Raw genomic sequence first — 25,260 nt, 5'->3', positions numbered from 1 at the left:
ATTTGTCTTTGTTTTATTAAGCTAAATGTATTAGTAAAACTAAAAGTTAGGGTCTTTATGTCTAGTGTTAGCCGCTTATTAACAGTTATCTTTATCCTATTATTTGTTGAATCTATAGGCCTTGGCCTTTATTTTGATACGTTAACTCAGGCATTTGTAGTTGGTTTGCCGCTGTGTTTATTACCAATATGGCTACTAAAAACGCAAGAAAACAATCCTGTCACCCCTCACATAGTCGCTGCAGCAATTATGATGTTTTTTTTTACATATACAACAAGCGTTTGGCTTAATTGAAGTACATTTTGAAATTTTTATATTAATGCCAATATTAATTGTTTTTGTCCAGTGGCGCGTATTTATAACAGCTATTTTATTTGTTGCAGTCCATCACTTTTCTTTTTATTACTTGCAAACGCAAAACACGGGTTTTTATGTTTTCGACCCTGATAGGCTCACATTCAGTACTGTCATAATCCATGCGGTATATGCAATAGTAGAGGTGCTTGTTGTTGGTTATATAGCTATCACTTTAGAGAGAGAGCGCCGAGCTGGAACATCACTTAGTTCAGCAACTGAGCAAATAATAGAAAACTCTGAGCACATTAAATTATCGCTTAGAGCAGATTACACACAAAGTGAAGCTGTTGTAGGTTTTAACACCTTACTCGATTACTTGTCGGACGTTATTAAACAAGTTAAAACCCAATCATATTCGCTAAAAACTAACTCCGGTGAATTAATTCATGTTCATGATAGGCTAGCAAATGGTGCACAGCAGCGCACTCAGCAAACAGATGATATAGCTAATTCGGGTGCTCAAGTTGCGCATGGTTTTAAATTAGTTGAGCAAGAAAGTGAAGTGTTAAAACATCAAGTTGATAGCATCACAGAATCGGCTAAAGGAGCTTTAAACGACGTATTACAAACCCATAGCAAAAGTAGAGAGCTACTAAATTTGTTAAATCACACTGAAGAGCAAATTAATCAACTCGTTGCTGCTGGTGACGTTATTTCAAGCTTATTAAACGAAATATCAGGAATAGCTGAACAGACAAATTTATTAGCGCTCAATGCAGCCATTGAGGCAGCCAGAGCTGGTGAGCACGGAAGAGGCTTTGCCGTTGTAGCAGATGAAGTACGATCATTGGCAAATCACAGTAAAGCAACTACAGACAAAATAGGCCTGACACTTAAAGACCTTGTTACAAATAGCAAAACGTCTACTCAATCAATGGTTCAATGTGTGAACTTTGTTGTTGATTTAACTGAAATAAGCACTGCAATGAAAGAGAATATCTCAGCAATGAGTGAACAAATAAAAGCGGTTTCAAGTAGTACGAGCTCGGTTGCACAAGTTGTTTCAGAGCAAGCAGGCAATACAGAACAGATCGCTGACAGCACAGACCAAATGCGCCAAAACCAGTATGAAGACGCCAATATTGTTAAGCAACTTACCGACAAAGTTCAGTTAATTGACGTGAGTATTGATGTACTTGAGCAATCAATTGCCAAATTTAAGTAGCTCAACTTTTTTAAAGTTTATAATATTAACCTGGTTAGGATTTGTAATATCAGGCTTAGTTTACTTTCAAGCTGAACAGTCAAAGCCGTTTGATAGTGATAAAGTATTATTGCAAGATGGTTGGTTTTTGAGTTTTAAAAACCAACCAGGCTTGAATACGCAAACACATCAGGCGTCTTTGATTCTTGTTTTAGAACAAAGCTGCGGTTGCACAAAGCAGGCTAAAAGTCATATTACTGCTCTTAAGCGCATTGCAGAAGAAAAAGGCTTTAACATCATTCAGCACCCTTACTCAGCTAAGCTAAAACACGTTATTCCAGCAACACCAGCTGCAATAATTATGGACAAGCATGGCGAGTTTGTTTACGCAGGGCCATTATCAGAAGGATTAGCGTGCTCGCAGGGCAGTGGTTTTGTAGAAACGGCAATTAATAACTTAGTTGCGGGGTTTAATTCGGGTTTACTCGTCGCAGATACTAAAGGTTGCTATTGTATAAATATCGTTTAGCTTCATACCGCCGCTTATTTAAAAACAAATGCCTTGGATGTTAATTCGCACTCGACGTCCTCCTTCAAAGACAAGCTAATTAACTTAGTGCTTATATATGGTTTGAATCAGTGTTAGCAGGCAGATTAAAGCAACACTTTTAGCTGTCCACTAGTTGAACTAACATATCAACTTCTACCAGTAGCAATTCTAAACAAGATTGACAAAAACTTAGCTGTTCACTGAGTAATCACTTTTTATGTTAGAGGTTATTTTAACGGCATTATGGGAGTAACAATAAAAATCAAATAAAGCTAGAATGGCTATTGATAACTATTACCATTTAGATTAAGATGAGGGTATCAAAAGTAATTAGAGTGGTTTGTATTCATGTATATTTGTCTATGTCACGGTGTGACAGATAAAAAAATTGAGCAGACAATTGACGATGGCGCTACCACCATGCGTGAATTAACCAAAGAGCTTAAAGTGGGCAGCCAATGTGGTAAATGTTGCGGTTGTACTAAAAAGATCCTTAATCGTAAACTTATCGAAATTGCAGATATTACTGATCAAGTAGCTTAATTACATTTTAAAAATTCATAAAAAAAGCAGCTTTATTAAGCTGCTTTTTTTGTAACTAAATTATTGTTTAAAGTTGAGATTGTAGGTAATTTTCGATCCCTACATTTTCAATAAGCTGCTGCTGTGTTTCTAACCAATCCATTTGTTCTTCTTGCTCGTTTAAAATATGGTCGAGCGCTTCTCGGCTAATGTAATCTTTTTTACTTTCAGCTAGTTTAACGGCAGCGCGGAGTTCGTCTATGGTGTCGAGTTCAAAGCTCATGTTAGCTGCAATCATTTCTTCGCTGTTCTCACCTATACGTAAACGACCTAGGTCTTGAAGGTTTGGTAAACCTTCTAAAAACAAAATACGTTCAATCAAACGGTCAGCGTTTTTCATTTTCTGAATGGACACTTTATAATCGGCTTTATCAAGCTTACTAAAGCCAAAATCTTTAAACATGCGTGCGTGTAAAAAGTACTGATTGATGCCGACAAGCTCGTTAGCAAGTACGTTATTTAACGCTTTAATTACCTCTAAATCGCCTTTCATAACTTTAGCTCCTGCTAACCCATTTGTGATTGGTGGTAATTTTCTGAGCCAATTTTTTCAATTAGGCCAAGTTGTTGTTCTAACCAATAAACGTGATCTTCTTCTGTATCGAACAATAGCTTTTGAAGTATTGCACGAGATTGATAATCTTGCTGTTCTTCACAGATGGCAATAACATCTTTCACGCAGGCAACCACTTCTAGTTCAAGTGTTAAATCATTTTGCATCATGCTTTTAACATCGTTACCGATAAGTAAATCACGACGCTTAGTAAGGTTGGGTACACCTTCTAAAAATAAAATACGTTTGATCAACCAATCCGCATGGTCTTTTTCTTCTTCCATCTCATGATTAAGACGCTCATAAAGTTTATTCAATCCCCAATCGTCGTACATGCGCGAGTGTATAAAATATTGATCGATTGCAGCTAACTCATTGGCAAGGAGTGCATTAAATGCGTCGATTACTTTTTGATTACCTTTCATGATACGTCACCATAACTTTTTTTGATTGTAGCCAGTGTAGTGTAAAACTAATTAATTGCAAGTTTTTCTCTATAAAAATCATTGTGTTACTATTGGTTTTGATTCTTATTTAAGTTTGCATTGCTGCTTACTTTACATACAGTGTTTTTGATTTCAGTTTAAATAAAATTTTAATTATTATCAGGTTAATATAGTTAAGTACTTCTGACGGAAGTAAAATAGGTGTTATGAACTAACAACACCGTTAAAGCATGTATGGTAGGCTTTATAGACATAATTAGCTGTACTCAAGAGCAAAAGATTTCAGCAATTAAATACAGCAATTAAGTTAAACCATTAATACAGGGCAAAATAACGCTTTAACTATTTAAATGTATTGATGCTTAATACTTAATTAATTCTATGAAAAATATACTTTAATCTAATAAAAGCAAAGTACACCAGAGGAAAAACACTATGAGTCAGTCGATTATAATTCGCGATGCTAAACCAAGCGATGCAAATACTATCTTACATTTTATTACTGAGCTTGCAATATACGAAAAAGAACCCGATGCTGTAAAAACAAATGAGCAAGCAATTTTAGACACTTTATTTAGTGAAGGCGCCACTGCGCACAGTATTATATGTTTAGATGGCGATGAGCCAATTGGTTTTGCGGTTTATTTTTACAACTATTCGACTTGGTTAGGTAAAAATGGGTTATATCTTGAAGACTTATACGTTAGTCCAGATAGTCGTGGTAAAGGTGCAGGTAAAGCTATTATGAAGCATTTAGCCAATAAGGCGTTGAACAACAATTGTGGCCGATTTGAGTGGGTTGTGTTGGATTGGAATAAGCCTGCTATAGATTTTTATGACAGTATAGGTGCAAAACCACAAACTGAATGGATTATTTATCGTTTAACGGGCCAAGAGTTAATAGATTTCGCTAAATAGTTGAGTACCGATTGTGGCTAGCAATGGTTTAAAATTTATTTAAACTTTGTCGCAGTCAATTATTAAAAGAGCTGTTTATGATTTCATCTTACTGGCAAAAAGCACGTCAAAGTCGCGATCACCGTTTTGATGGTCTTTTCTATGTTGCAGTAAAAAGTACAGGTATTTATTGCAGGCCTATTTGTCCGGCTCCCACGGCGCTTGAAAAAAATGTTGTTTATTATGAGTTTGCTCATAATGCGGCACAAGACGGTTTTAGGCCATGCATTCGCTGTAGACCTGACAGCGCACCTGGAAGTGCTGCTTGGCAAGGGACTAAAACAACCGCTCTGAGGGCAAAGCAGCTCATTGACCAGCACAATGAACATGATTGTGAGAAGCTAGCTGAAAGATTAGGTGTAAGTAGTCGATATTTAAGACGGTTATTTAAACAACATTTTGGCTTGTCTGTCACGCAGTACCGTATTTTTAACCAGTGTCATTTTGCAAAAAAATTAATTCAAGAAACCAATTTACCGCTGACTGAGATTGCATTTTCAGCTGGCTTTAAAAGTACTCGACGCTTTAACGATGCATTTTTAAAGCAACTCAACATAGCCCCTTCAACACTGCGTAAAACTACTAATGTCAAACGCTCAACGCTTGAATTGATCCTGCCTTTTAGACCGCCTTATAATTGGCTTACTTTACGCTCGTTTATAGAAAAACGTTTAATTAAACCTGTTGAATGGGTCTCAGAAAATAGCTATGGTCGCACGTTTTCAAATGTACTGTATAAGGGGAGTTTCACTGCTGAATTTATTAAAGATAAACACCACTTTAAAGTGAAAATAGACATAGACAACACACAATATTTGCAATCTGTTATTAATAATATACGTCGAGTGCTAGATTTAGATGCTGATGTTAATTTAATAGAAACTCATTTAAGTAAAAACATAAACGAAGCATTTCCACTGTGTATTGGGCTAAGGCTGCCTGGTATTTGGTCAGACTTTGAGGCAGGTATTCGAGCGGTGCTTGGTCAGCAAGTGAGCGTAGCTGCAGCGCATAACCTAGTCACTAAACTCGTTGCTGAACTCGGAGAAAATGACCTAAAACATGCGTATTTTCCGAGTGCTGAACAAGTAGCACAAAGCAATTTTGATTTTTTTAAAATGCCACAGGCGCGCAAAAACGCACTGCATAATTTAGCCTTGTTTTGTACTAATAATCCCGGCAACAGCGACTTAGATTTATGGCTTGATTTAAAAGGAATCGGCCCATGGACAGTAAACTACGCTAAGTTAAGGGGGCAGAGTCAACCCGATGTGTTACTTGAAGGTGATTTAGGAATTAAAAAAGCACAAGCTGCGGCGAATTCATTTAATAGTGAAAAGTGCACTCCATTTCGTTCATATTTAACGTTCCAACTTTGGCAGCAACTATCATGATTATTCAAACATACATATCAAGTCCTATAGACAATATAATAATTCAAGCAACTGAAAAAGGGGTGAGTTACGTTGGCTTTTATCCGCTTGAAACCTACCCACATGTGCCTCTTACTAAAGTAACTAATGAGCCGATATTGAGCTGTGCGCTACAATTAAATGAGTATTTTAATAAAAATCGTAAAATTTTTGATGTTCCCTTAGATACTAAAGGGACTGAATTTCAAAAAAGTGTATGGAACGCACTTTTAGATGTTCCTTACGGTAAAACTAATACGTATGGTGATATTGCTCACGCATTGAATAATCCAAAAGCGGTAAGAGCGGTGGGGGCCGCTAACGGTAAAAATCCGATTAGTATTATCGTACCCTGCCATCGAGTTATTGGCGCAAATGCAACGCTTACAGGGTACGCTGGTGGACTAGAAAGAAAGCGTTGGCTTTTACAACACGAAGGATTACTGTGAATGTGTTGCTATAAACTTTGTATCATATGCCATAAGGGTTAAACTATAAAAAACACCTTAATTAAAATAGCCATGCAAGTTGTTACACTATTTTACATATTTACTTTTTTAGCGCTCGTGACATTCAATAACGCGAGCGCGGCTGATAAAAAACTGCTTTTTTGCTTTGAAGACAAAGAAATTGCGCCGATGTTTTTAGGTGTAGGACAAGAGATCCCGATTCAAAGGCCCGGTGCTTCGGCAGACGTATTACGGCTATTGGACGACGCGGTTGATGGCGTTGATATTGAGTTTGTAAGGAAACCTTGGCGAAGATGTTTGAAAGATCTTGAATCAAATAAAGTAAATGCGGTTATTGCAAGCTTTAGAAAAGGCAGAGAGCGAATAGCCGTTTACCCAATGAATGAAAATGCAAAACCTAACACCCAGTTTGCCATTAGTAAGTTTGGTAGTTGCTTGTTAGGTCGTGATAAGTTCCGCTCACAATGGCAACTGCGTGACGAGTTAAACAGCAAAATATTTACGATTGCAGTGCCAAGTGGCTACGGCTTGGGCACAATTTTAGACAAAGAACCTCTTTTTGTTCACGAAACAGTGTCTAAAAAAAGTGCATTTGAATTACTTAATAAAGGCGTAGTAGATTCAAGTATCGATATTTGCCAAGTTGATAAAACCAAAACGTCAAGTTACCCTCATAACGACACTGATGTAGCAGCGATATACCCTCCATATGAGTTCACTTTTGGTTATTTAGTTTTTTCGCATCAATTCTATGAAAATCATCCGGTGCTTAGCCATAAAATGTGGCAATGGATTAGTGAATTTGATACCGCTCCTATCTACATTAATTATTTAAATTCTGCAAAACAGCCTGAAAACTAATGCTTTAAACCATAATCTTATTTAGCGTTTGAAATTGGTATTCATTGCATATTAGGGTAGCATAAGCGCACTTTTTGCAACTTGGCACCATCATGGCTCAATTATACTTTTACTATTCTGCAATGAATGCGGGAAAATCTACCACCTTATTACAATCGGCTTTTAATTATAAAGAGCGAGGAATGGAGCCGGTAATCCTCACTGCTGCTATTGATAATAGAGCCGGTGTGGGTAAGGTTTCGTCTCGAATAGGTTTGCAAGCAGATGCACATGTATTTGATGCAAGTAAAGATGTATATGAATTGATTCAATCGCTTAATAGTGAAAGAAAACGCCATTGTATATTAGTCGATGAATGTCAGTTTTTATCTAAAGAGCAGGTAATGCAGTTAACGGATGTAGTTGATGAGTTGGGCATTCCTGTGCTTTGCTACGGTTTACGAAACGACTTTAGAGGTGAGTTGTTTGTCGGTTCGCAATATCTTTTAGCTTGGGCTGATAAATTAATTGAGCTTAAAACAGTGTGCCATTGTGGGCGCAAAGCCAATCACGTATTACGTACCGATGAAAATGGTGATGCGATTGCCGATGGTAATCAAGTTGAAATTGGCGGCAACGATCGTTATGTATCGGTGTGCCGCAAACATTATAAAGCGGCTTTAAACATGGGCCGATAACGCGTTAATAAACGTGTCTATATCTTTTCGTGTTATCCCTAAATGCGTTACTAGCCTAAGTTGTTTACTTGGGCTTATTAAGATACCTTGCTGCTTTAGCTTCTGGGCTATATCTGCAATATTATAATCTTCTACATAAGAGACATACACCATATTGGTCGTATTACTCATATCTACGTTAAAGCCTTTGAGTGCACTTAAACTTTCAGCTAGGTAGCGCGCATTAGCATGATCGTCTTTTAGGCGGTTTACGTTATTTTCAAGCGCATATTGCCCTGCAGCAGCGAGCATTCCGGCTTGTCGCATGCCACCACCGAGTACTTTACGCCAGCGTCTAGCTTTGCTTATTAACGTTGACGACCCCAATAATAATGATCCAACCGGTGCACCTAGCCCTTTAGATAGGCAAATAGACACAGAATCAAAATGTGTGGTTATTTCTTTAATATCAACTTCTAACTCAGTCGATGCATTAAATGCGCGAGCGCCATCTAAATGCAATGCTAAATTATGCTCATTAACAAAGTCTCTTGCTTGGGCTAGGTATTCTAGGCTAAGTACTTTGCCGCCAATGGTATTTTCTAGGCTTAATAATCGAGTTTTCGCAAAGTGACTATCGTCTGGTTTAATTGCTGCGGCGATTTTTTTAAAATTAAGAGTACCGTTTTTTTCGTTTTCAATAGGTTGTGGTTGAATAGAGCCTAAAACAGCTGCACCACCGCCTTCAAATTTATAATTATGCGCATTTTGCCCGCAAATATATTCGTCCCCACGTTCACAATGTGCCATTAATGCAAGTAAATTAGCCTGCGTGCCAGAGCTGCAAAAAAGCGCGGCTTCAAAATTAAAACGGGTAATGGCGAAGTGCTCTAAGTTATTGACACTTTCATCATCGCCGTATACATCATCACCGACTGGTGCGCTGTACATGATATCACGCATTTCTTTTGTTGGTTTGGTGACCGTATCTGAACGAAAATCTATCATAGTTTTCCTTATTCTTAGTTAATCAAGTTCATTACAAATTTGTTCACGCGTTTCTTTAGCAAAGTAGCTCCATGCAATAAATCGACTGACTTTTTGTCCCTGCGCCATTTCAATAATTTTATATTCGGCAATAGGGCATGTTTTTAGTTTTGCTTCAAGTGCAATAAGTGAGTCTTTTTTAGAGATTAAAGACGTAAACCATAATACCTGTTCAGCAAATTCTTCACTTTCAGCAATCATTGTTGTAATGAATTGTACTTCGCCACCTTCACACCAGAGCTCGTTACTATTTCCGCCGAAGTTAAGGGTGTTATTTGGCGATTTCCCTAGGTTTTTCCATTTGCGCTCACTGCCTTTGTTTGCTTGTTCCTCACTGGCATGAAAAGGTGGGTTACAGAGCGTTAAGTGGTATAAATCTTTTTGGTTGATAACACCTTTAAAAATATTAGCTGAGTTTTTTTGCAGCTTGAGCGTTATTTTTAAGGCATTAAATTGCGCAATTTGCTTGGCTATTTTTATAGATATAGGGTCTATATCTGAGCCAGTAAAGTGCCATTTATATTCACTTGTTCCTGTTAATGGGTAAACTAAATTTGCTCCAGTGCCTATATCAAGTACTTTAACCTGCTTACCCCTAGGAATTGTTTGCTGATTATCTTCGCTTAATAGATCGGCTAAGTAATGGATGTAGTCTACACGTCCAGGTATTGGTGGGCATAAGTTGTGCTCTGGAATATCCCAAAACTCAATATTATAGTGCGCTTTTAGTAGTGCTTGGTTGAGTGTTTTTACTGCTTTATTATTTGCAAAGTCAATGCTTTTAGTACCTGCAGGCGTATTCACTATATATGGGCAGAGAGCCGGCAGGGCAAGTGTTAGTAATTCAAAATCGTAACCACTATTATGCTGATTGCGTGGATGTAGTTTTGCACGTGGCGTATTTTTAGTCATGGATTTATTTTGGCAATCTATATCAATAGTTAATTGTAACAAATCCTGGTAATTAAAGTGCAGACAATTACTTTGGCATATTTAAAAATACTGGTACGATGAGTTAGGGTAATAATAAGGAACAAGCGTGACCATCTCTCAACACTCAATAACTATAAATTTAGCAGCTGAACAAACACTGCATTTACGCAAAATATTCGATGAAAAACAAAATGGTCCCATTGTATTTTTTATGCATGGTGCAGTTGAAAATGGCAAAATTTTTTATACGCATAGCAATAAAGGCCTTGCTCCATTTTTAGCTGAGCACGGCTATCGTTGTTATGTTGCTGATTTGCGTGGGCGCGGTGAAAGTAAGCCCGTCATTTCTAAATCTGCTGCGTATGGTCAAACAGAAGCTATTTTAGAAGATATTCCTGCGTTTATAAATAAAATTGAGCAGCTTGAAGGTCATAAACCCGATTACTGGGTTGCGCATTCGTGGGGTGGCGTTTTAATGAATAGTGTCTTCGCACGTTTTCCACATTATATTGATGATGTAAAAGCATGTGTTTATTTTGGTTCAAAACGTTCTCTGTTTAACAATCATCCAAAAAAACTACTTCAGGCCAATTTTATTTGGTATTTTATGGCGCCATTGCTTGCAAAAAAACACGGATATTTACCTGCAAGGCGCTTAAAGTGGGGCAGCGACGATGAAACCCAAAAGTCTCATTATCAAAGCATGCAGTGGGCTAAAAAAAGGCCTTGGATCGATTCAGACGATAATTTTGATTACGCAAAAGCATTGCAAACACTTCATTTACCTCCTACGCTGCATGTTGCAGCGGTTAAAGATAAAGCGTTAGCACAGCCAATTGATATTCAAAGGTTTATTGATGAATCAGGCCCTGGTATACAACAAATGCGCATTTATGGTCGCCGCCATGGACACCGCATAGATTACGATCACATAAACATGTTAACTCATCCGACAGCCCGAAAAGAGCAATTTAACGATTTACTTGAATGGTTTAAGTGTCACCCTTGTTGATTAGTTTGAGCAGGGGGACTTGGTATCGCTCCCATTTACTAACGGCATTTGTATTTACTGGCTGACGAACAGCTTGTTTGCTGAGTGTTGTGACGGCTCTTTTTTGTTTGTAAAACGTTAAGCAATTTTGCTCGTATTTACAGCCTAAAAAGTCAAAAAGAGCACTTAGTTGGTCTTCGGGGTTATTTACTAAGTCTTCATAAGCTAAATTAAACACCGGTAGTTTTAAAGTATTCCAATGTGTCATTAGTTTTTCATATAAGCCATGGTAGTGCTTAAACTCAGTTAAAGAACAAAAGTACGGTTCGTTTTCAGAAAAATAGTTACTAAATACCGAGAATGCAGTGGCGTTAATGTTACGTGTTAAATTTATAAACTTAGCGTTAGGAAATAACATATAAATCAGTCCGAGAGATTGATAGTTACTTGGTAGCTTATTAATAATAATAGGCCTTAACGGTTTGGCTGCTTTAAGAGTATCAATATAAATATTGCGAGCTTGATTAATTAGGCTAGGCGTTAAGTTGGTTAAGCACTGAGGATACGGAGTTTTGGTTTGTTGTTCTAAAAAAGCAACAACACTATTACTAATACTCGCGTTTTCACCTAGGCTTGAACATTGACTATGATTTGAAAGCATTTGTTCAAGTAGGGTTGACCCGCTTCTGGGCATGCCGATTATAAATACAGGCGTGATTGTGCCAGAAAAGTCTTTTTCAGGTGAAGCTAATATATCTTGAGTGTTGTATTTAATAATCTGATCATAAAAAGGGTCGAGCTCTTTGGTTTTAAATGGGCTTAATTTATATTGCAGCGTATTTGCTAGTTCAAAATAGTTAAAAGCTTGATCTGTATCACCTAGTTTATCGTAGCTCTTGCCCAATGCGTAATAACACACCATTTTAAGGCGTAGGTTGTTTGTTTGAGTTAATAAGTGATGCAAATTACTAATGTAATTGTGTTCTTTATTAAAACGACCTAGTTGTACTAATTCAAATAAAATATAGGCGGTAACAGGGTATAAGCCCATGCTTAATGCGTGTGCAAATGTGGTGTGCGCTTTATCTAAATTACCATGTGTTAAATAATGCTGTGCTAAGTAATAATGTGGCTCAGGGTTATGGCTTGCTATGCTTTTTGCGTATTCTAATACAGTAAGTGCGTCGTGTGGTGAATTAACACCATTAAAAGCGTCTGCCAACGCGTGCAGTGGTTCTAACATGTGGGGTAAACGTTCACAGGCTTTTTGTAGTAAATAAACTGCGGCATCAAACTTTTCTAGTCTTAGTGCTATCTTACCTAAACCAAATAAGGCTTCGCCATTTTCAGGCTCACTAGCAAGTAGCGTTTTGTAATGAAACTCTGCTTCTTTTAGCTTGTTTTGTTCGAGTAGTTTGTTGGCTTTATCTAATAACATAGTAGAACATTTTATCTTTTATTCACTATAAAATAAAAAAGGCGAAATGTCTTAACATTTCGCCTGAGTGCTTTCATTCTAAAAATTAGAAAGTATACGTGGCCTTAGCGTAGTAGAAGCCACCGTTAATACCGTAAGGAGATGTTTCGTAGTATTTACCACCCCAGTTATTATTTGGGATACCAGTCGCATCTTGGAAATCAAGTTTTTCAGCATCTTGGTCAAGTAAGTTTTGTGCACCTACAGAAAAGCTGATTGAGTCATTCACAAAGTACGTAATTTCTGCATCAAGCGTTACAGATGCGTCTGCTGTTTTAGCTGTTGCGTCGTAATCTACGTGAACGCCTTGATATTCGCCATAGTAGTTAAGACGAGTAAATGCAGAAATTGACTCCCACTGTTGAGCCCACGTAAGTGTTGCACGGTGGTTTGGTAAGTCTTCTTCTAAGCGTTTAACTTTAAACTCACCGGTAATGTCACTGAATTTAGTTACTTCAGTTTCATTCCAGTTGTAAGCAAGGCTAAATGTAGAGCTGCCACCTAAAATATCTGCTGTGTAGTTAGCTACAACATCAACACCTTGAGTTGTTGTGTCAAAATCATTAGTGAAAAAGCTAACTTGCGCAAGGCCTTCAACATTAGGTACGCCTGCAGCTGTTAGTGTATCTTTATCTGCTTGGCTAAGCGTAATTTTTTCAGATTGACTTATACGGTCTTCAACTTGAATGTTGTAGTAATCAATTGTTAGGAACAAATCGCCAAGTGTATAAACAGCACCAAATGTGTAGCTTTGCGATTCTTCAGGCTCAAGTTCTGTACCACCTAGTTGAACAGCAACTGGGTTTGTAGGTGGTAACAATGCAGAATCTCTTAGCACACCATCGCTTAGGTTTGTTTGAACGTTACTAACGTTTGCTTGACCAACGGTTGGTGCACGGAAACCTGTGCTGATTGAACCACGAATATTTAGATCTTCAGTAACATGATACTGAGCCATTAATTTGTAGTTTGTTGTGCTACCAAACGAGTCGTAGTCTTCAAAGCGAAGCGCTAAGCCCATTAAGAAGTCTTCTGTAAATGGTGCTTCAATGTCTACAAATGCTGCGTAGTTACGGCGTGTAAATTCGCCCGCTTGCGACGGTTTAAAACCAGGGAAACCGTTTGAACCAATGCCAAAACCTTGCGCTGTTAATGGGCCCGCGGTGTATGATGCTTCATCACCTGAGATGATTGTAAATGTTTCTTCATGCCACTCTAAACCACCGGCTACGTTCACATCGTAAGCTAGGTCAAAGTCGAAGCCTTTAGATAGGTCTAAGTTAAAGTTTTTCTCTAACTGCTCATATTTACCTGGGCTAAAGTCACGTGGTGTATCTGGACCTAAAGACGCATTAACTGTGTTGTAAATAAAGTAACGAGATTCATTTAGGCCAACAGTACCACTTAAATCATAAAGTACGTCTTTCATGAAGCCGTCTGTAAATTCACCTTTAGTACCAATGGTTAAAGAGGTGTCAGTGATGTTGCCACCAAAGTTTGGTGTAAAGCCACCAGGGATCATTTCGTTAAATGCAAAACAATCTGGATTGTTAGCCACACCGTTAATGTAAGCAGGGTCGTCTAAAACATTACCGTCTGTAATTGAAATAGTAGGACAGTTGGCGCTCATGTCGTCAGTTAAGTCTGCAACAAGAAGTGTTGCGCCATCATCGTTTGAGTATACACCAGAACGAGTATGCGGGTTACGGTAGTAAAAACCACCACGTACGTCGCGCTCAGAGTAGTTACCAAACATGTAAAATTGTGAACTGTTTGTTAGGTCTAGGCCTACATTACCAAAAAGTGAGATATCGTCATCAACTTCTGGTGCACCCCAAACTTGAGCAAGAGACGAGACTTCAGGTACACCTGCTGCTGCAAAACCTGCCGCATCTGGGCGTTGAACTGAGCGACTAGTCGCATCTGCTGTTTTATATTGGAAACTTAAGTTGGCAAAACCACTGTCTGTAAATGGTAAACCTACGTTACCAGAAATTTGAGTGGTATCGCCGTCGCCTTCAAAATATTGACCTTTACGAACTTCGAACTTACCGCCTTCTGAAGCGTCTTTTAATTGGAAGTTCATTACACCTGCGATGGCGTCAGATCCGTACTGAGCAGCTGCACCGTCACGAAGTACTTCAACTTGTTTAATTGCAATGCTAGGAATAACTGAAATATCTGAACCTTGTGCACCATCGTTAATACCACCACCTAAAAAGGCGATTACAGATGCACGGTGACGACGTTTGCCGTTTAAAAGTATTAAGGTGCTGTCTGATGGTAAACCACGAAGGTTAGCAGGGCGAACAAGTGATGCTGCATCACTAATCGGGTTTTGATGAACGTTGAAAGAAGGAACAGAGCCTTTTAGAAGTTCTAGCATGTCAGTATTGCCTGACTTTTCTAGTTCTTCACCACCAATAATATCAATAGGTACAGGTGAGTCACCAATTGAACGTGGAGCTGAACGCGTACCTACTACAGCGATTTTCTCTACATTTTTATTAACTTTAACTTCGCTTTGTTCATCTGCTGCTATTGCAGAGCCCGAGATAAATAATCCGGCGGTGGTTGTGGCTAATGCAAATTTAATCGCTTGGTTTAGCGCATTGTTTTTTAATTTCATTCTAAATTTCCCCAGTTAGAATAATTTTGTTTTAGTCGTGCTTTAAAGCACGCCTTAATCATAATTGTGGAACGAACAGAGTGGTTTAAGCCGATTGAAATATCGATTCAAAAGAGCATAAATGCTCAGCTTCTGTTAATTCCTGAATACAGACTATACATAAAAAACAACAAGAGCAATTATTAATTAACTATTAAATAACAAAACTTTAATTGGGTAAAAAATCCAAAGGTGGTGCATTTTAATGCCGATTATAACCATTTGTGTGCAGGTTGGGTTATATTTGGGAATATTAATGCAGGTGAGGAAGGGCTTTTCGAGGTTGTTTTTTTAACTTTCATCCTGTTTTTTTGTTTTTGTTTGCAAATTTGTTAATTTCCATGTTGCTAATTTTTCTCTATATTCGTCCCACACACATGAATAACAATTGCCACTGCCGCAACATTCATCAGATTTTGGTTTTTCAGGTTTTTGTGGAATTTGAGTTGTGAAATCAGGCATAGTTTATTCTTTTGGGCACTAGTTTGGTGCAAAGGATAAAGTATAGTCATAATCAAGTAAATTATTCTTTGTTAACTCATCAGCATGTGTGAAAATAAACACATGCGATTATATAAAGTTATCCACCGAGCTCCTTGGCGTGTAGTAAAAATTAGTAAAAGACGTCAGCAGCTTCGTTTTCGTCGTGCTATGGTGGCGCTTAAAATTGCACTTGCTCAAGAAAAAAAAGAAACCAAAGAAATGCTTTTTATATACAAGCGATACACACAAGGGCAAACAAACAGTGCAGAGCTTAAACGCGCCAATGAGCAGTTTGTTGATATACTGAAAGGTTTAGGCTTAGGTATATTTGCAGTGCTTCCTTTTGCTCCACTTACTATCCCTCTCGTTGTTAAGTTAGGTCGCCTTGTTGGTGTTGATGTTTTACCCAGCTCGTTTAGCATTAATAAATCAATAAAAGAGCTAGATAATGAGGTAGTTCAAGCAAATCAAAATTCAACTAAAAAAAACATATTAAAAAAGTAACAACAAAAACCCTTCAATTAGCGATACCTTTTAATAGTGCTTATTGGTATGCTCACAAGTACCATTTTTATAATATATGAGCTATTTAATGAGTGCATTACTTCGCAATACATCCTCTGGTATCCCTTTATCATTTATTCTTAAAAGCGAACTCTCTGATTGGCAAGCAAAGCAGCCTTTATTTATACAAAATTGGTTAAGCAATACCGGTTTTGAAAAGCAAGGTTTAGCGTTAATTCCAGATCCTGACTCAGGGCAGCTAAACCAAGTAATTTGCTTAATGCAAAGCGCAGATGACTTTTGGGCTGCGGGCAATTTAGCTAATGCGTTACCTGCAGGTAGTTATCAAATTCAAGGTGATGACACGTTTATAGAGCAAGTTGCTTTAGGCTTTGTTCTTGGCGGATACGAATTTAGTGAATACAAAGAAAAACCGACGCTAAAAGCAGAGCTGTGTATTGAAAACGAGCTTTTATACACACGAATTAAACAACAAGCCGATGCTATTTTTTTAGCGCGTGATTTAGTCAATACACCGGCGGTTGATATGATGCCGCAACATTTATCGCAAGTGATGGAAGATTTAGCTTCATCTCATGGTGGAGAGTTTTCACAATGGGTTGGTGATGAACTGTTAGAGCAAAACTATCCAACAATCCATATGGTAGGCCGTGCAAGTGAAAATAAACCGCGTTTACTTGATTTGAAGTGGGGGGCCGATGATGCACCACTTATAACGCTTGTTGGTAAAGGGGTGTGCTTTGACTCTGGCGGGCTCGATTTAAAGCCAAGCTCTGGTATGCGCAACATGAAAAAAGACATGGGCGGTGCTGCGCATGTTATTGCATTAGCTCAGCTGATTATGGCTGCTAAATTGCCTGTCCGTTTGAGAGTATTAGTACCGGCAGTTGAAAATGCGGTGTCGCGAAATGCATTTCGCCCGGGCGATGTTGTAAAAACGCGCAAAGGTATTATGGTTGAAATAGATAACACGGATGCTGAAGGGCGTTTAGTTTTGTGTGACGCGTTAAGTGAAGCACAAAACGATAATCCGGAGCTTATTATTGACTTTGCAACATTAACAGGGGCATGTCGTGTAGCGTTAGGTACTGAGTTACCTGGTTTCTTTTCTACAGAGCGAGATATAGCAAATGGTATAATTGATGCAGGAATCAGTGTGAATGACCCTGTTTGGCAGTTGCCTTTATTTGAGCAGTATCGTGGGTTTTTGAAAAGTGATGTTGCAGATATGGCTAATAGTGCAAGTACACCATTTGGTGGCGCAATTACCGCCGCACTTTACTTAAAAGAATTTGTAGAGCCAACCACGCCTTGGGTGCATTTTGATGTGATGGCATGGAATTTACGTGCGCTGCCAGGTCGCCCTGCTGGCGGTGAAGCTCTTGGCATTAGAGCCGTGTTTAACTATTTGCAAAACCGCTTTAATCATTAATTACCCGTAAAACATTAGCGCTATATGAAGCTTAAACTTCATATAGCTCTAGCGGTAAATCATCTGGGTCGGCAAAAAAAGTAAATTTTTTACCTGTAATTTCATCAATTCTAATCTCTTCAACTGCCACACTTTTACTTTCTAAATATTCTTTTGCTTTAGTTACATTGTCGACTTTAAACGCTAAATGGCGTAAGCCTTGTGCTTCCGGGTAACTAGGCCTTGAGGGCGCACCCTCAAACGAAAACAACTCAACTTGACTACCATCAGGCATTGCTAAGTCTAACTTATACGAATTACGCTTTTCCCTATAATGCTCGTTAATAATGTTGAGTTTTAAAATTTCACTATAAAAATGTTTAGAGCGAGGATAATTACTGCAAATAATTGCAGCATGATGAATACCTAGAAGCTCCATAAACTTATTTTCCTTAAATAAAAAACGCACTAAAAAGTGCGTTTTAATTATACGTTTTTAAAGCAAGCTTATTCAGCGTCTTTACATGCTTTTACAGCTGGCGCCACAAGCTCTAAACCTGTTTGGGTGCAAGGTGCTAATTGTGCGTCGCTAACGCTAATTGGAGTTACACGTTCGCCCCATTTTATGTAGCTTGCAGCCCATGTTAAACCCGCGCCAAAAGCCGCAGACATAATATTTGAATGAGGCTTTATTAACCCTTGTTCAACTGCTTCACATAGCGCAATAGCAATGGTTGCAGCTGATGTGTTGCCATAATCTGCAATGTTAACCATTACTTTTTCATCAGGTACTTTTAAACGGTGCTGGATTGCCTGAATTATGCGTAAATTAGCCTGATGTGGTACTAGTACGTTTATGTCGTCTAGGCTTAGATTAGCTTGCTCGAGAACGTCGTCACAGGCTTCACTCATACCTTTTACGGCACGCTTGAATATCTCTCTGCCTTCAAATAGCAGATCAGACGGACCAATGGGTTGATATTTGTTCAAATCACTACCAAAGTTAGTAATATGAAGAATGTCGCGGTCTTCACTATCGCACCCTGTTTTAGTGCCAAGTAAACCTGCCGGTGTTTCTGCAGCTTCTAGTACAACAGCACCAGCGCCATCACCAAATAGTACTGCACTGTCGCGGCGCGCCCAGTTTACATACCAAGTCATTCGTTCAGCAGCAATAACGACAGCTTTTTTGATCATGCCTGCTTGAATTTGCGCAGTAGCAGCTTGTAATGCGTATAAAAAGCCAGAACACGCAGCATTCGTATCCATGGCGGCTGCGCCTGTTGCGCCAATATTTTTTTGCACTTGGGATGCCGTATTTGCAACAACTGTTGAAGGCGTACAGGTTGCAAGTATGACAAGATCAATGTCTTTTGCGTCAATACCTGCGCAAGCAAGTGCGTGTTTTGCTGCAACAGTTGCCAGCTCTGCCGTGCTTACATGGCTTACACGGCGAGATTTGATGCCAGTACGCGTGGTGATCCACTCGTCGGTGGTATCAACTATTTCGCTAATTTCATCGTTGCTAATACTTGCTGGTGGTATGCATTTGCCCCAACCAGTGATATGTGCGTATGGCATAGTGTGTTCTCTTAAGGTGGTATAACTTCAATTTATTACCGGCAAGTTATACCAAAATTCGACTTATAAGACTAGTTTATAGCATGCTTTGTATCGTAAATATTCGCTATTAAAGGTTTTTTAGAGTAAAGCTAGTATAAAAAAGGAGCATGTATGAAAACAGCACTCACAACATTATCGTCAATTGTATTGGCAATGTTCGTTAATAATGTAAACGCAGCACAATCTAAAATCATTTACGCAGGTAGTTTACTTGTAGCACCTGAGCAGGCATTAAAAAAAGAACAAACCTTAGTTGTTACCAATGACAAAATAACTGCTATTAAAGACGGTTATTTATCAAAGTCAGTACTTAATTTACCTGATGCTGAAATAGTTAATTTAAAAAACCAGTTTGTTATGCCAGGTTTGATTGATATGCATGTACATGTGACTTTTGAACGTGACGCTAAAGCAAACCCACACCGTTGGGCTACAGAATATGAAGCCGATTATGCGCTTCGTTCTATTAAATATTTACAGCGTACGCTTGATGCCGGCTTTACGTCGGTGCGTGATTTAGGCAGCGACTATCAAGTTATTTTTCCGTTAAAACGCGCAATTGAACGACAAGACATTGCAGGACCTCGTATTTTTGCAGCGGGTAATACAATATCGCCAAGCGGCGGTCATGCTGATATGCATGGCTACAGAAAAGACATAACCGATGTTTTTAAAACGACATTAGGCATTTGTAATGGCGCTGACGATTGCCGCCGTGCTGTGAGAGAAGTTATTAAAAGTGGTGCTGATGTAATTAAAATTACTGCAACGGGTGGAGTGTTGAGTAATACCGCAGCGGGAGTGAATCAGCAACTCACTGATGATGAGCTTGCTGCTATTGTAGATACAGCGCATCATTTAGGGCGAAAGGTAACAGCGCATGCCCACGGAACAGAAGGAATTAAAGCAGCACTTAGAGCTGGGGTTGACTCAATAGAGCACGGGTCTTATTTAGATAAAAAAACAGTCGATTTATTCAACAAAACGCAGGCCTATTTAGTTCCCACACTGCTTGCTGGTGCCACGGTAAGTGAAGAGGTACTTACTAATCCTAATATGCCAGCGGCAATTGCGAATAAAGTGCGAGAAGTAACGCCTAAAATGCAGGCATCGTTTAAGTTAGCGCTTAAAAACAAGGTAAACATTGCCTTTGGTACCGACTCGGGTGTATCGCGTCATGGTCTTAATGCAAACGAGTTTGGTTTAATGGTAAGTAATGGAATGAGTGAGGCGCATGCAATAAGGTCAGCCACAGTGTATGCTGCTAAATTGTTAGGGCAAAGCCATCAGTTAGGCGACTTGAGTGTTGGTAAGCAAGCAGATATTATCAGCGTAAATGGTTCGCCACTTGAAGACATAAACGTACTTAAAAACGTGCAATTTGTTATGAAAGCAGGGCAAATATACAAGCAATAGGGAAGCACATGAGCAGCAAAATTAAAGCGTCGTTGTTTAATCATTTAATTGAGGCTGAGCGTCAATTACTAGAGCCTGAAGTTCGCCAATCAGAGCGTGCACTCGACGCTTTACTCGACGATGAGTTTATCGAAATTGCTGCTAATGGCACGTCGTTTAATAAATATCAAGTACTCACACGCCTACCCACAGAGGTGGTGCCGCAGTTTTATAATCAGCATTTTAAAGGCCGAATGTTGAGTATAGATGTGGCGCAAATAAGTTATCAAGCAGCGTATAGACGCTCTGCCCGTGCCGAATTTAATTATTCACTTCGCATGTCGTTATGGCGTAAAAATAGCGCACAGCAATGGCAAATGGTGTTTCATCAAGGCACACCTTGCGCTGCTTTTACAATTTCAATGGACGATGAGTAACGTTCTACCACAGTTTATTTTTATATATTAAATTGGAAAATCATTGTTTTGTTAATGCAAACCGATCCCACTATCAGCCGTTTACTTATGTTACGAAGCGGCGCCATTGCAGTACAATTAGTTGCTGTATTAAGTGTCTATTTTTTGCTTGATTACCAGTTAGCGTTACTGCCCTTACTTGGTGTGATTGCTTTAGAGGCGGTATTTCAACTAATCAGTTTGTTTGCCTACCGACACGTTAGTCACACTAAGCCCTCAGTTATGTTGATGCAACTCACTGCTGACGTTTTATTTTTAACTATTTTGCTTTCTTTAAGTGGCGGAGCTACCAATGCCTTTGTGTCTTTGTTGCTGCTACCCATTATGATAGCAGCGGTCACATTGCGTGAAAAAGGCTTAGCTTATATTGCGTTACTTGCCATTGCAGCATACAGCTTTTTATTAATAAATATGCCCGATCACAGTATGCATCAAATGAACATGAGCGGCCATTTTATTGGCATGTGGGTTAACTTCGTTTTAAGTACCAGTGTAATAGCGCTTGTAATAGGGGGCATGAGCCGCACGCTAAAAGAACGCGAACGCATTATTGCCAAAGCAAGAGAAAAACAATTACGAAATGAGCAGTTAGTCACGCTTGATGGCGCTGCAGCACAAATAACTCATCAGTTAGCAACACCGATAGCTAACTTACAATTACTGTTTGAAGAGCTATTAGAAGACCAACCTGACAATGCTATTGTTAAGCAAATGCAACCTCCTCTTATACAATGTCGAGCGCAACTTAATAGTTTTAGAGTGCTTTCAGAGCAAATAAGGGTTAAAAATGCTAAAGATCAAATAACCATAACGCAGTTACAAACAGCCATCAGCGATACCTTTGTATTACAATACCCTGATCAACACATAAAATGGGCTGCTTCCTCAATTACCGCCGTGCTTTTAAGTGATGCAATGTTGTTACCGGCTATATTAAATTTGTTGCAAAATGCGGCTATTGCAAATCAAAAGCAAGGTAAAACAAAGCTTGAATTAAGTTGGGAGCTAAGCCCACAAGAACACCACATATACTTATTAATTCGTGATTTTGGTAATGGTTTTACCGATTCACAATTAGCGGAGCTAGGCGGGCAAGTAATGCCTAGTGAGCAAGGCATGGGGTTAGCTGTATTGTTATCTAACGTCACGTTTGAACGTCTAAATGGCTCGTTAACGTTATTTAACCATAAAGAAGGCGGTGCCGTAGCAAAGGTTAAGTTAGCCATTATTAATAGCGAGCAAACAGCATAATGAAGTTACTGATAATTGAAGATGATATAAATTTAGCCAGTACGCTTGCTAGGCGTTTAACTAAGCAAGGCTTCACCTGTGATGTTGCGCATAACCAAAGCGACGCATTATTGCGTGCGCGCCAATTAGTACCCGACTCAATTTTACTAGACATGAAACTTGGAGACGACAATGGCTTAATGCTTATAAAGCCACTGCGCAACTTATTAGAAAATACACATATAGTCTTACTAACTGGGTTTGCTAGCATTGCCACTGCGGTTGAAGCAATGCGCTTAGGGGCAAACGATTATTTAACTAAACCTATTGATATGGCAACATTATTAAAAGCACTCAATAACGAAACAAGTGAACTTCAAACGAGTATTGATGATGCTGTTATGTCGCCTGAGCGCTTAGAATGGGAGCATATTCAGCAAGTACTACACAGTAATAATGGCAATATATCGGTCACAGCTAGGCAATTAAATATGCATAGACGCACATTGCAACGTAAGTTACAAAAAAAGCCGGTTCAGCACTAACCGCTTAAGGAAAATAAATGGGTGAAAATGCAGGCACACTAATGCGTAATCGAAAAATTATATTATTCGACTCACAATGTAAATTATGTAGTGCGTGGTGTAATTTTATAATTAGTAACGATACCAATGCCATTTTTAAACTATGCAGCGTGCAATCCCCAAAAGGTGAGTTGCTATTAACTCACTTTGGCTTTTCAACTACACAATACGCCTCGATGGTGTACTTAGAAAACGGCAAAGTATTCACGCAAAGCCATGCTTTATTTGAAGTAGTAAAGCAGCTTGGTTACCCTTACAAACTAGCAACTATTTTTAGTGTTTTACCTAACACCTTTAATAATTGGCTGTACGATAAAATTGCTCTAAACCGTTATACCTTATTTGGCAAATACCAATACTGCAGAGTCCCCAGTCCAGATGATGCAAAACATTATTTAATTTGAACGCAGATACAGAGATTTATTAACGTATTGAATCATATTCTCCATTAGACAAATATATAAAGCAGTATAATAATCGCAATGATACGATATGCTGTTTATGCATTGGACAGCTGTTTCAGACTTTCCAATATATTACAGCACCGACTGGTACAACTAATTGATTAAGTTAAGTAATTAAGCAGTTTGAAAAATCTACACGGTATTGCGAAGTCCCAAAAAACCAGGTCTTGAAATGTTTAAAAAAGTAGAGGTTTTTGTCTTTGGCTGATTACTGCTAATCTTGAAGTGTTAATTTATAAAAATTGATAGGTTATAAAATGCCAGGGCTCTTAAGTTAGAGTGTACGAATACGCTATAGAACATTCTTCCCCAACAATTAATAGAAACCAAATATGAAAAAATTTATATCTAAATTTTTAGTTTTAATATTAGTTATTTTTTCTGCAAAAGCTTTTCCTTTTCAGGAAAAAATTGAATGTGAAAAAATATCTTGGGGCGAACTTTTCAAGAATCAAAATGATTTGGTTGGAACTAAGGTGTGCTTAGTTGGACATTACGGACACCTTGATTTTTATGAAGATCGTCCAGCTCTAGAAAAAATGTCAAAGCAATACTTAGTATTCCCATTTTACGGTGATGTAACTGAGGGGTTTGTTAAGCATTGTAGTGATCGAATGCTTTTAGTGGAGGGCGTTATTTCCAGCCATGAAAAAAGTAAAGCACCACGAATTAGAAAAGTAACTAGGTTAAGCCCAGTCTCGGCCCCTGAATATAGCTGCTTAGAGCAAATATCAGGTTTCGTGAATTAAAGCGTACTATTGGTGGACCCAATTATGTGATTGGTCAGCTATAAGTAGATGCTTGGCTTAAGTGGCTGTGCTAAAATCGCCGCGTTTTAAATTATCAGGGCTTTGAAATGGCAAGTACAGCGCACGCACTCCACATATTGGTTAAACACAAAGAAATAGCAGAAGATATTATTAAGCAATTAGGTAAAGGTGCAAAGTTTCAAACCTTAGCTAAAAAATATTCGTCGTGCCCATCGGGTAAAAAAGGTGGTGATTTAGGTGAATTTAGACGCGGACAGATGGTTCCACAGTTTGACAAAATAGCCTTTAATGGCGCTATTTTAGAGCCGCACCTAGTTAAAACTAAATTTGGCTGGCATGTTATTAAAGTACTTTATCGTACTTAAAGTAAATTTATTGGGTTATTAAAAAGACTGCAACGCGCAGCCTTTATTGTTTGCCTCACTCATTAAGCTTCTTGCTTAGCCTCTTCTTCACTAATTTGTTTAAGTGCTTGAATGAATGAGTCGCTTGGTTGCCCGCCAGTGAGCGCATATTTATCGTTTATGATAAACGTAGGCACTGAGGTAATACCCATTTGTTTAAAGTTATTTTGCTCTTGGCGTACAGCTTGAACGTATTTGTCTGAGTGTAAAATACTGCGGGCCTCTTCTTTATCAAGGCCAACACTTTGCACTACATCAAGCAGAGCGTCTTCTTGATTTAAATATTTTAAATCAGTGAAGTGTGCCTCAAAGAAGGCGAGTTTAAGCTGTGTTTGTTTATCTTCTTCACGTGCCCACATTAATAAACGGTGCAAATCAAAGCTGTTGATCATGATACGTTTACTATCAAAGTTAAACGTAAAGCCAGCACGCTGTCCTGCTTCGAACATGTTTTTACGATTTTCATCGCCTTGCTCTTCAGTTAGGTTGTACTTTTGCATTAAATGTTCGTTTAAGTCTTGACCCTCAACTGGCATATCTGGATTTAGCTCAAAAGGATGCCATGTAATATCTGCACTCATTTCGTCTTTGAGTTGGCCAAGCGCTGTCTCTAGGTTTTTATAACCAACCACGCACCATGGGCACATTACGTCTGACACGATATCAATTTTAAAGTTTTTCATATTCATCCTTTTGCGGATTGCTTTGGTATAACAGGGATATTGGGATGAAGTATGCATTATCAATCCTTAAACTAAAAAGAGCAGCTAATGGCTGCTCTTTATAAAGGG

Annotated in this window: 27 protein-coding genes and 1 pseudogene; 18 read left to right on the top strand and 10 right to left on the bottom strand. The window is 38.6% G+C overall.

All coding sequences use genetic code 11. From position 1 onward, the window contains the following. Positions 1–57 precede the first annotated feature (57 nt). The 3 genes and pseudogenes from KZZ04_RS05725 to KZZ04_RS05715 all read left to right on the top strand — a co-directional run bounded on the left by KZZ04_RS05725 (position 58) and on the right by KZZ04_RS05715 (position 2,594). Positions 58–1,522 (top strand): annotated as a pseudogene (locus tag KZZ04_RS05725) (methyl-accepting chemotaxis protein). Next, positions 1,488–2,030 (top strand): DUF6436 domain-containing protein, encoded by a 543-nt coding sequence (locus KZZ04_RS05720; protein WP_219422098.1) that lies wholly within the window; start codon positions 1,488–1,490, stop codon positions 2,028–2,030. Before KZZ04_RS05725 ends, KZZ04_RS05720 begins: the two are co-directional and overlap by 35 nt. Before the next feature lie 369 nt (positions 2,031–2,399). Beyond that, positions 2,400–2,594, top strand: a complete 195-nt coding sequence (locus tag KZZ04_RS05715) for a (2Fe-2S)-binding protein (RefSeq protein WP_058404608.1) — start codon at positions 2,400–2,402, stop codon at positions 2,592–2,594. A 67-nt stretch (positions 2,595–2,661) separates the two neighbouring features. On the opposite strand, the gene bfr (KZZ04_RS05710) is transcribed toward KZZ04_RS05715, so the two are convergent. Further along, positions 2,662–3,126: a bacterioferritin gene (gene bfr, locus KZZ04_RS05710; RefSeq protein ID WP_058404609.1), complete on the bottom strand. Its 465-nt coding sequence runs from the start codon at positions 3,124–3,126 to the stop codon at positions 2,662–2,664. A gap of 14 nt (positions 3,127–3,140) precedes the next feature. Further along, the gene (gene bfr / locus KZZ04_RS05705; RefSeq protein ID WP_006791631.1) at positions 3,141–3,611 is read right to left on the bottom strand and encodes a bacterioferritin; all 471 of its coding nucleotides are present in this window, start codon (positions 3,609–3,611) and stop codon (positions 3,141–3,143) included. A gap of 456 nt (positions 3,612–4,067) precedes the next feature. On the opposite strand from bfr (KZZ04_RS05705), the gene KZZ04_RS05700 reads away from it, so the two are divergent. The 5 genes from KZZ04_RS05700 (at position 4,068) to KZZ04_RS05680 (ending at position 8,009) form a co-directional block, all read left to right on the top strand. Beyond that, positions 4,068–4,550 carry a GNAT family N-acetyltransferase gene (locus KZZ04_RS05700; RefSeq protein WP_058404611.1) on the top strand — a complete coding sequence of 161 codons (483 nt, stop codon included), beginning with the start codon at positions 4,068–4,070 and terminating at the stop codon, positions 4,548–4,550. Between the two features lie 77 nt (positions 4,551–4,627). After that, on the top strand, positions 4,628–5,983 hold the full coding sequence (locus KZZ04_RS05695; protein ID WP_219422097.1) for a DNA-3-methyladenine glycosylase 2 family protein: 1,356 nt from the start codon (positions 4,628–4,630) through the stop codon (positions 5,981–5,983). Continuing rightward, the gene (locus tag KZZ04_RS05690) at positions 5,980–6,450 is read left to right on the top strand and encodes a methylated-DNA--[protein]-cysteine S-methyltransferase (protein ID WP_138530298.1); all 471 of its coding nucleotides are present in this window, start codon (positions 5,980–5,982) and stop codon (positions 6,448–6,450) included. Before KZZ04_RS05695 ends, KZZ04_RS05690 begins: the two co-directional genes overlap by 4 nt. A 117-nt stretch (positions 6,451–6,567) precedes the next feature. Continuing rightward, positions 6,568–7,332: an amino acid ABC transporter substrate-binding protein gene (locus KZZ04_RS05685; RefSeq protein ID WP_235591458.1), complete on the top strand. Its 765-nt coding sequence runs from the start codon at positions 6,568–6,570 to the stop codon at positions 7,330–7,332. Positions 7,333–7,424: 92 nt separating this feature from the next. Further along, entirely contained in the window at positions 7,425–8,009 is a 585-nt protein-coding gene (locus KZZ04_RS05680; protein WP_058404633.1) for a thymidine kinase, read from the top strand. Here KZZ04_RS05680 and ltaE read toward each other — a convergent pair. Next, positions 7,992–8,996 (bottom strand): low-specificity L-threonine aldolase, encoded by a 1,005-nt coding sequence (gene ltaE, locus KZZ04_RS05675; RefSeq protein WP_219422096.1) that lies wholly within the window; start codon positions 8,994–8,996, stop codon positions 7,992–7,994. The genes KZZ04_RS05680 and ltaE overlap by 18 nt on opposite strands. Before the next feature lie 18 nt (positions 8,997–9,014). Then, the gene (rlmF, locus tag KZZ04_RS05670) at positions 9,015–9,947 is read right to left on the bottom strand and encodes a 23S rRNA (adenine(1618)-N(6))-methyltransferase RlmF (protein WP_058404616.1); all 933 of its coding nucleotides are present in this window, start codon (positions 9,945–9,947) and stop codon (positions 9,015–9,017) included. A gap of 127 nt (positions 9,948–10,074) precedes the next feature. Here rlmF and KZZ04_RS05665 point away from each other — a divergent pair, with 127 nt between their 5' ends. Further along, the gene (locus KZZ04_RS05665) at positions 10,075–10,980 is read left to right on the top strand and encodes an alpha/beta fold hydrolase (protein ID WP_058404617.1); all 906 of its coding nucleotides are present in this window, start codon (positions 10,075–10,077) and stop codon (positions 10,978–10,980) included. On the opposite strand, the gene KZZ04_RS05660 is transcribed toward KZZ04_RS05665, so the two are convergent. From KZZ04_RS05660 to KZZ04_RS05650, 3 genes are all read right to left on the bottom strand, one after another. Beyond that, positions 10,961–12,397 carry a sulfotransferase gene (locus tag KZZ04_RS05660; protein WP_058404618.1) on the bottom strand — a complete coding sequence of 479 codons (1,437 nt, stop codon included), beginning with the start codon at positions 12,395–12,397 and terminating at the stop codon, positions 10,961–10,963. The genes KZZ04_RS05665 and KZZ04_RS05660 overlap by 20 nt on opposite strands. 85 nt (positions 12,398–12,482) lie before the next feature. Continuing rightward, positions 12,483–15,065, bottom strand: a complete 2,583-nt coding sequence (locus tag KZZ04_RS05655) for a TonB-dependent siderophore receptor (RefSeq protein WP_138530306.1) — start codon at positions 15,063–15,065, stop codon at positions 12,483–12,485. Between the two features lie 330 nt (positions 15,066–15,395). Next, the gene (locus KZZ04_RS05650; RefSeq protein ID WP_082653613.1) at positions 15,396–15,566 is read right to left on the bottom strand and encodes an oxidoreductase-like domain-containing protein; all 171 of its coding nucleotides are present in this window, start codon (positions 15,564–15,566) and stop codon (positions 15,396–15,398) included. Positions 15,567–15,668: 102 nt separating this feature from the next. Here KZZ04_RS05650 and KZZ04_RS05645 point away from each other — a divergent pair, with 102 nt between their 5' ends. Together KZZ04_RS05645 and KZZ04_RS05640 are read left to right on the top strand one after the other, a co-directional pair. Then, positions 15,669–16,091: a hypothetical protein gene (locus tag KZZ04_RS05645; RefSeq protein ID WP_058404619.1), complete on the top strand. Its 423-nt coding sequence runs from the start codon at positions 15,669–15,671 to the stop codon at positions 16,089–16,091. 88 nt (positions 16,092–16,179) lie between these two features. Beyond that, positions 16,180–17,544 (top strand): M17 family metallopeptidase, encoded by a 1,365-nt coding sequence (locus tag KZZ04_RS05640; protein WP_219422095.1) that lies wholly within the window; start codon positions 16,180–16,182, stop codon positions 17,542–17,544. 31 nt (positions 17,545–17,575) lie between these two features. Here KZZ04_RS05640 and KZZ04_RS05635 read toward each other — a convergent pair whose 3' ends face one another. Both KZZ04_RS05635 and KZZ04_RS05630 read right to left on the bottom strand, forming a co-directional pair. Next, on the bottom strand, positions 17,576–17,962 hold the full coding sequence (locus KZZ04_RS05635) for a VOC family protein (RefSeq protein ID WP_203987382.1): 387 nt from the start codon (positions 17,960–17,962) through the stop codon (positions 17,576–17,578). 68 nt (positions 17,963–18,030) lie between these two features. After that, complete coding sequence (locus KZZ04_RS05630; protein ID WP_219422094.1) at positions 18,031–19,104, bottom strand: ketoacyl-ACP synthase III; 1,074 nt, start codon at positions 19,102–19,104, stop codon at positions 18,031–18,033. 153 nt (positions 19,105–19,257) lie between these two features. Between KZZ04_RS05630 and KZZ04_RS05625 the strand changes: the two genes are divergently transcribed. The 7 genes from KZZ04_RS05625 (at position 19,258) to KZZ04_RS05595 (ending at position 24,430) form a co-directional block, all read left to right on the top strand. Next, a complete protein-coding gene (locus KZZ04_RS05625) occupies positions 19,258–20,562 on the top strand; it encodes an amidohydrolase family protein (protein WP_219422093.1) in 1,305 nt (434 codons plus the stop codon). 8 nt (positions 20,563–20,570) lie between these two features. After that, positions 20,571–20,978, top strand: a complete 408-nt coding sequence (locus KZZ04_RS05620) for a DUF4440 domain-containing protein (RefSeq protein WP_008126189.1) — start codon at positions 20,571–20,573, stop codon at positions 20,976–20,978. A 54-nt stretch (positions 20,979–21,032) separates the two neighbouring features. Next, positions 21,033–22,268 (top strand): sensor histidine kinase, encoded by a 1,236-nt coding sequence (locus tag KZZ04_RS05615; RefSeq protein WP_171034621.1) that lies wholly within the window; start codon positions 21,033–21,035, stop codon positions 22,266–22,268. Then, entirely contained in the window at positions 22,268–22,792 is a 525-nt protein-coding gene (locus tag KZZ04_RS05610; RefSeq protein ID WP_058404626.1) for a response regulator transcription factor, read from the top strand. Before KZZ04_RS05615 ends, KZZ04_RS05610 begins: the two co-directional genes overlap by 1 nt. A gap of 17 nt (positions 22,793–22,809) precedes the next feature. Then, complete coding sequence (locus tag KZZ04_RS05605) at positions 22,810–23,235, top strand: thiol-disulfide oxidoreductase DCC family protein (RefSeq protein ID WP_138530313.1); 426 nt, start codon at positions 22,810–22,812, stop codon at positions 23,233–23,235. A 392-nt stretch (positions 23,236–23,627) separates the two neighbouring features. After that, positions 23,628–24,044, top strand: coding sequence for a hypothetical protein (locus tag KZZ04_RS05600; protein WP_138530315.1), 417 nt, complete (start codon positions 23,628–23,630; stop codon positions 24,042–24,044). A gap of 107 nt (positions 24,045–24,151) precedes the next feature. Next, entirely contained in the window at positions 24,152–24,430 is a 279-nt protein-coding gene (locus KZZ04_RS05595) for a peptidylprolyl isomerase (RefSeq protein WP_004588770.1), read from the top strand. Positions 24,431–24,492: 62 nt separating this feature from the next. On the opposite strand, the gene KZZ04_RS05590 is transcribed toward KZZ04_RS05595, so the two are convergent. Then, positions 24,493–25,152 carry a DsbA family oxidoreductase gene (locus KZZ04_RS05590; protein ID WP_219422092.1) on the bottom strand — a complete coding sequence of 220 codons (660 nt, stop codon included), beginning with the start codon at positions 25,150–25,152 and terminating at the stop codon, positions 24,493–24,495. Between the last annotated feature and the right edge of the window lie 108 nt (positions 25,153–25,260).

This window comes from Pseudoalteromonas sp. CR1 (assembly GCF_019392235.1).
In the GTDB taxonomy this organism is placed as follows: Bacteria; Pseudomonadota; Gammaproteobacteria; order Enterobacterales; family Alteromonadaceae; genus Pseudoalteromonas.
This window is presented reverse-complemented; position numbering and strand designations above follow the sequence as displayed.

Coding starts and splice junctions, on each gene's coding strand:
- KZZ04_RS05720 (WP_219422098.1), top strand. CDS start 1,488: ATGTACTTGAGCAATCAATTGCCAAATTTAAGTAGCTCAACTTTTTTA.
- KZZ04_RS05715 (WP_058404608.1), top strand. CDS start 2,400: ATGTATATTTGTCTATGTCACGGTGTGACAGATAAAAAAATTGAGCAG.
- bfr (WP_058404609.1), bottom strand. CDS start 3,126: ATGAAAGGCGATTTAGAGGTAATTAAAGCGTTAAATAACGTACTTGCT.
- bfr (WP_006791631.1), bottom strand. CDS start 3,611: ATGAAAGGTAATCAAAAAGTAATCGACGCATTTAATGCACTCCTTGCC.
- KZZ04_RS05700 (WP_058404611.1), top strand. CDS start 4,068: ATGAGTCAGTCGATTATAATTCGCGATGCTAAACCAAGCGATGCAAAT.
- KZZ04_RS05695 (WP_219422097.1), top strand. CDS start 4,628: ATGATTTCATCTTACTGGCAAAAAGCACGTCAAAGTCGCGATCACCGT.
- KZZ04_RS05690 (WP_138530298.1), top strand. CDS start 5,980: ATGATTATTCAAACATACATATCAAGTCCTATAGACAATATAATAATT.
- KZZ04_RS05680 (WP_058404633.1), top strand. CDS start 7,425: ATGGCTCAATTATACTTTTACTATTCTGCAATGAATGCGGGAAAATCT.
- ltaE (WP_219422096.1), bottom strand. CDS start 8,996: ATGATAGATTTTCGTTCAGATACGGTCACCAAACCAACAAAAGAAATG.
- rlmF (WP_058404616.1), bottom strand. CDS start 9,947: ATGACTAAAAATACGCCACGTGCAAAACTACATCCACGCAATCAGCAT.
- KZZ04_RS05660 (WP_058404618.1), bottom strand. CDS start 12,397: ATGTTATTAGATAAAGCCAACAAACTACTCGAACAAAACAAGCTAAAA.
- KZZ04_RS05655 (WP_138530306.1), bottom strand. CDS start 15,065: ATGAAATTAAAAAACAATGCGCTAAACCAAGCGATTAAATTTGCATTA.
- KZZ04_RS05650 (WP_082653613.1), bottom strand. CDS start 15,566: ATGCCTGATTTCACAACTCAAATTCCACAAAAACCTGAAAAACCAAAA.
- KZZ04_RS05645 (WP_058404619.1), top strand. CDS start 15,669: ATGCGATTATATAAAGTTATCCACCGAGCTCCTTGGCGTGTAGTAAAA.
- KZZ04_RS05640 (WP_219422095.1), top strand. CDS start 16,180: ATGAGTGCATTACTTCGCAATACATCCTCTGGTATCCCTTTATCATTT.
- KZZ04_RS05635 (WP_203987382.1), bottom strand. CDS start 17,962: ATGGAGCTTCTAGGTATTCATCATGCTGCAATTATTTGCAGTAATTAT.
- KZZ04_RS05630 (WP_219422094.1), bottom strand. CDS start 19,104: ATGCCATACGCACATATCACTGGTTGGGGCAAATGCATACCACCAGCA.
- KZZ04_RS05625 (WP_219422093.1), top strand. CDS start 19,258: ATGAAAACAGCACTCACAACATTATCGTCAATTGTATTGGCAATGTTC.
- KZZ04_RS05620 (WP_008126189.1), top strand. CDS start 20,571: ATGAGCAGCAAAATTAAAGCGTCGTTGTTTAATCATTTAATTGAGGCT.
- KZZ04_RS05615 (WP_171034621.1), top strand. CDS start 21,033: ATGCAAACCGATCCCACTATCAGCCGTTTACTTATGTTACGAAGCGGC.
- KZZ04_RS05610 (WP_058404626.1), top strand. CDS start 22,268: ATGAAGTTACTGATAATTGAAGATGATATAAATTTAGCCAGTACGCTT.
- KZZ04_RS05605 (WP_138530313.1), top strand. CDS start 22,810: ATGGGTGAAAATGCAGGCACACTAATGCGTAATCGAAAAATTATATTA.
- KZZ04_RS05600 (WP_138530315.1), top strand. CDS start 23,628: ATGAAAAAATTTATATCTAAATTTTTAGTTTTAATATTAGTTATTTTT.
- KZZ04_RS05595 (WP_004588770.1), top strand. CDS start 24,152: ATGGCAAGTACAGCGCACGCACTCCACATATTGGTTAAACACAAAGAA.
- KZZ04_RS05590 (WP_219422092.1), bottom strand. CDS start 25,152: ATGAAAAACTTTAAAATTGATATCGTGTCAGACGTAATGTGCCCATGG.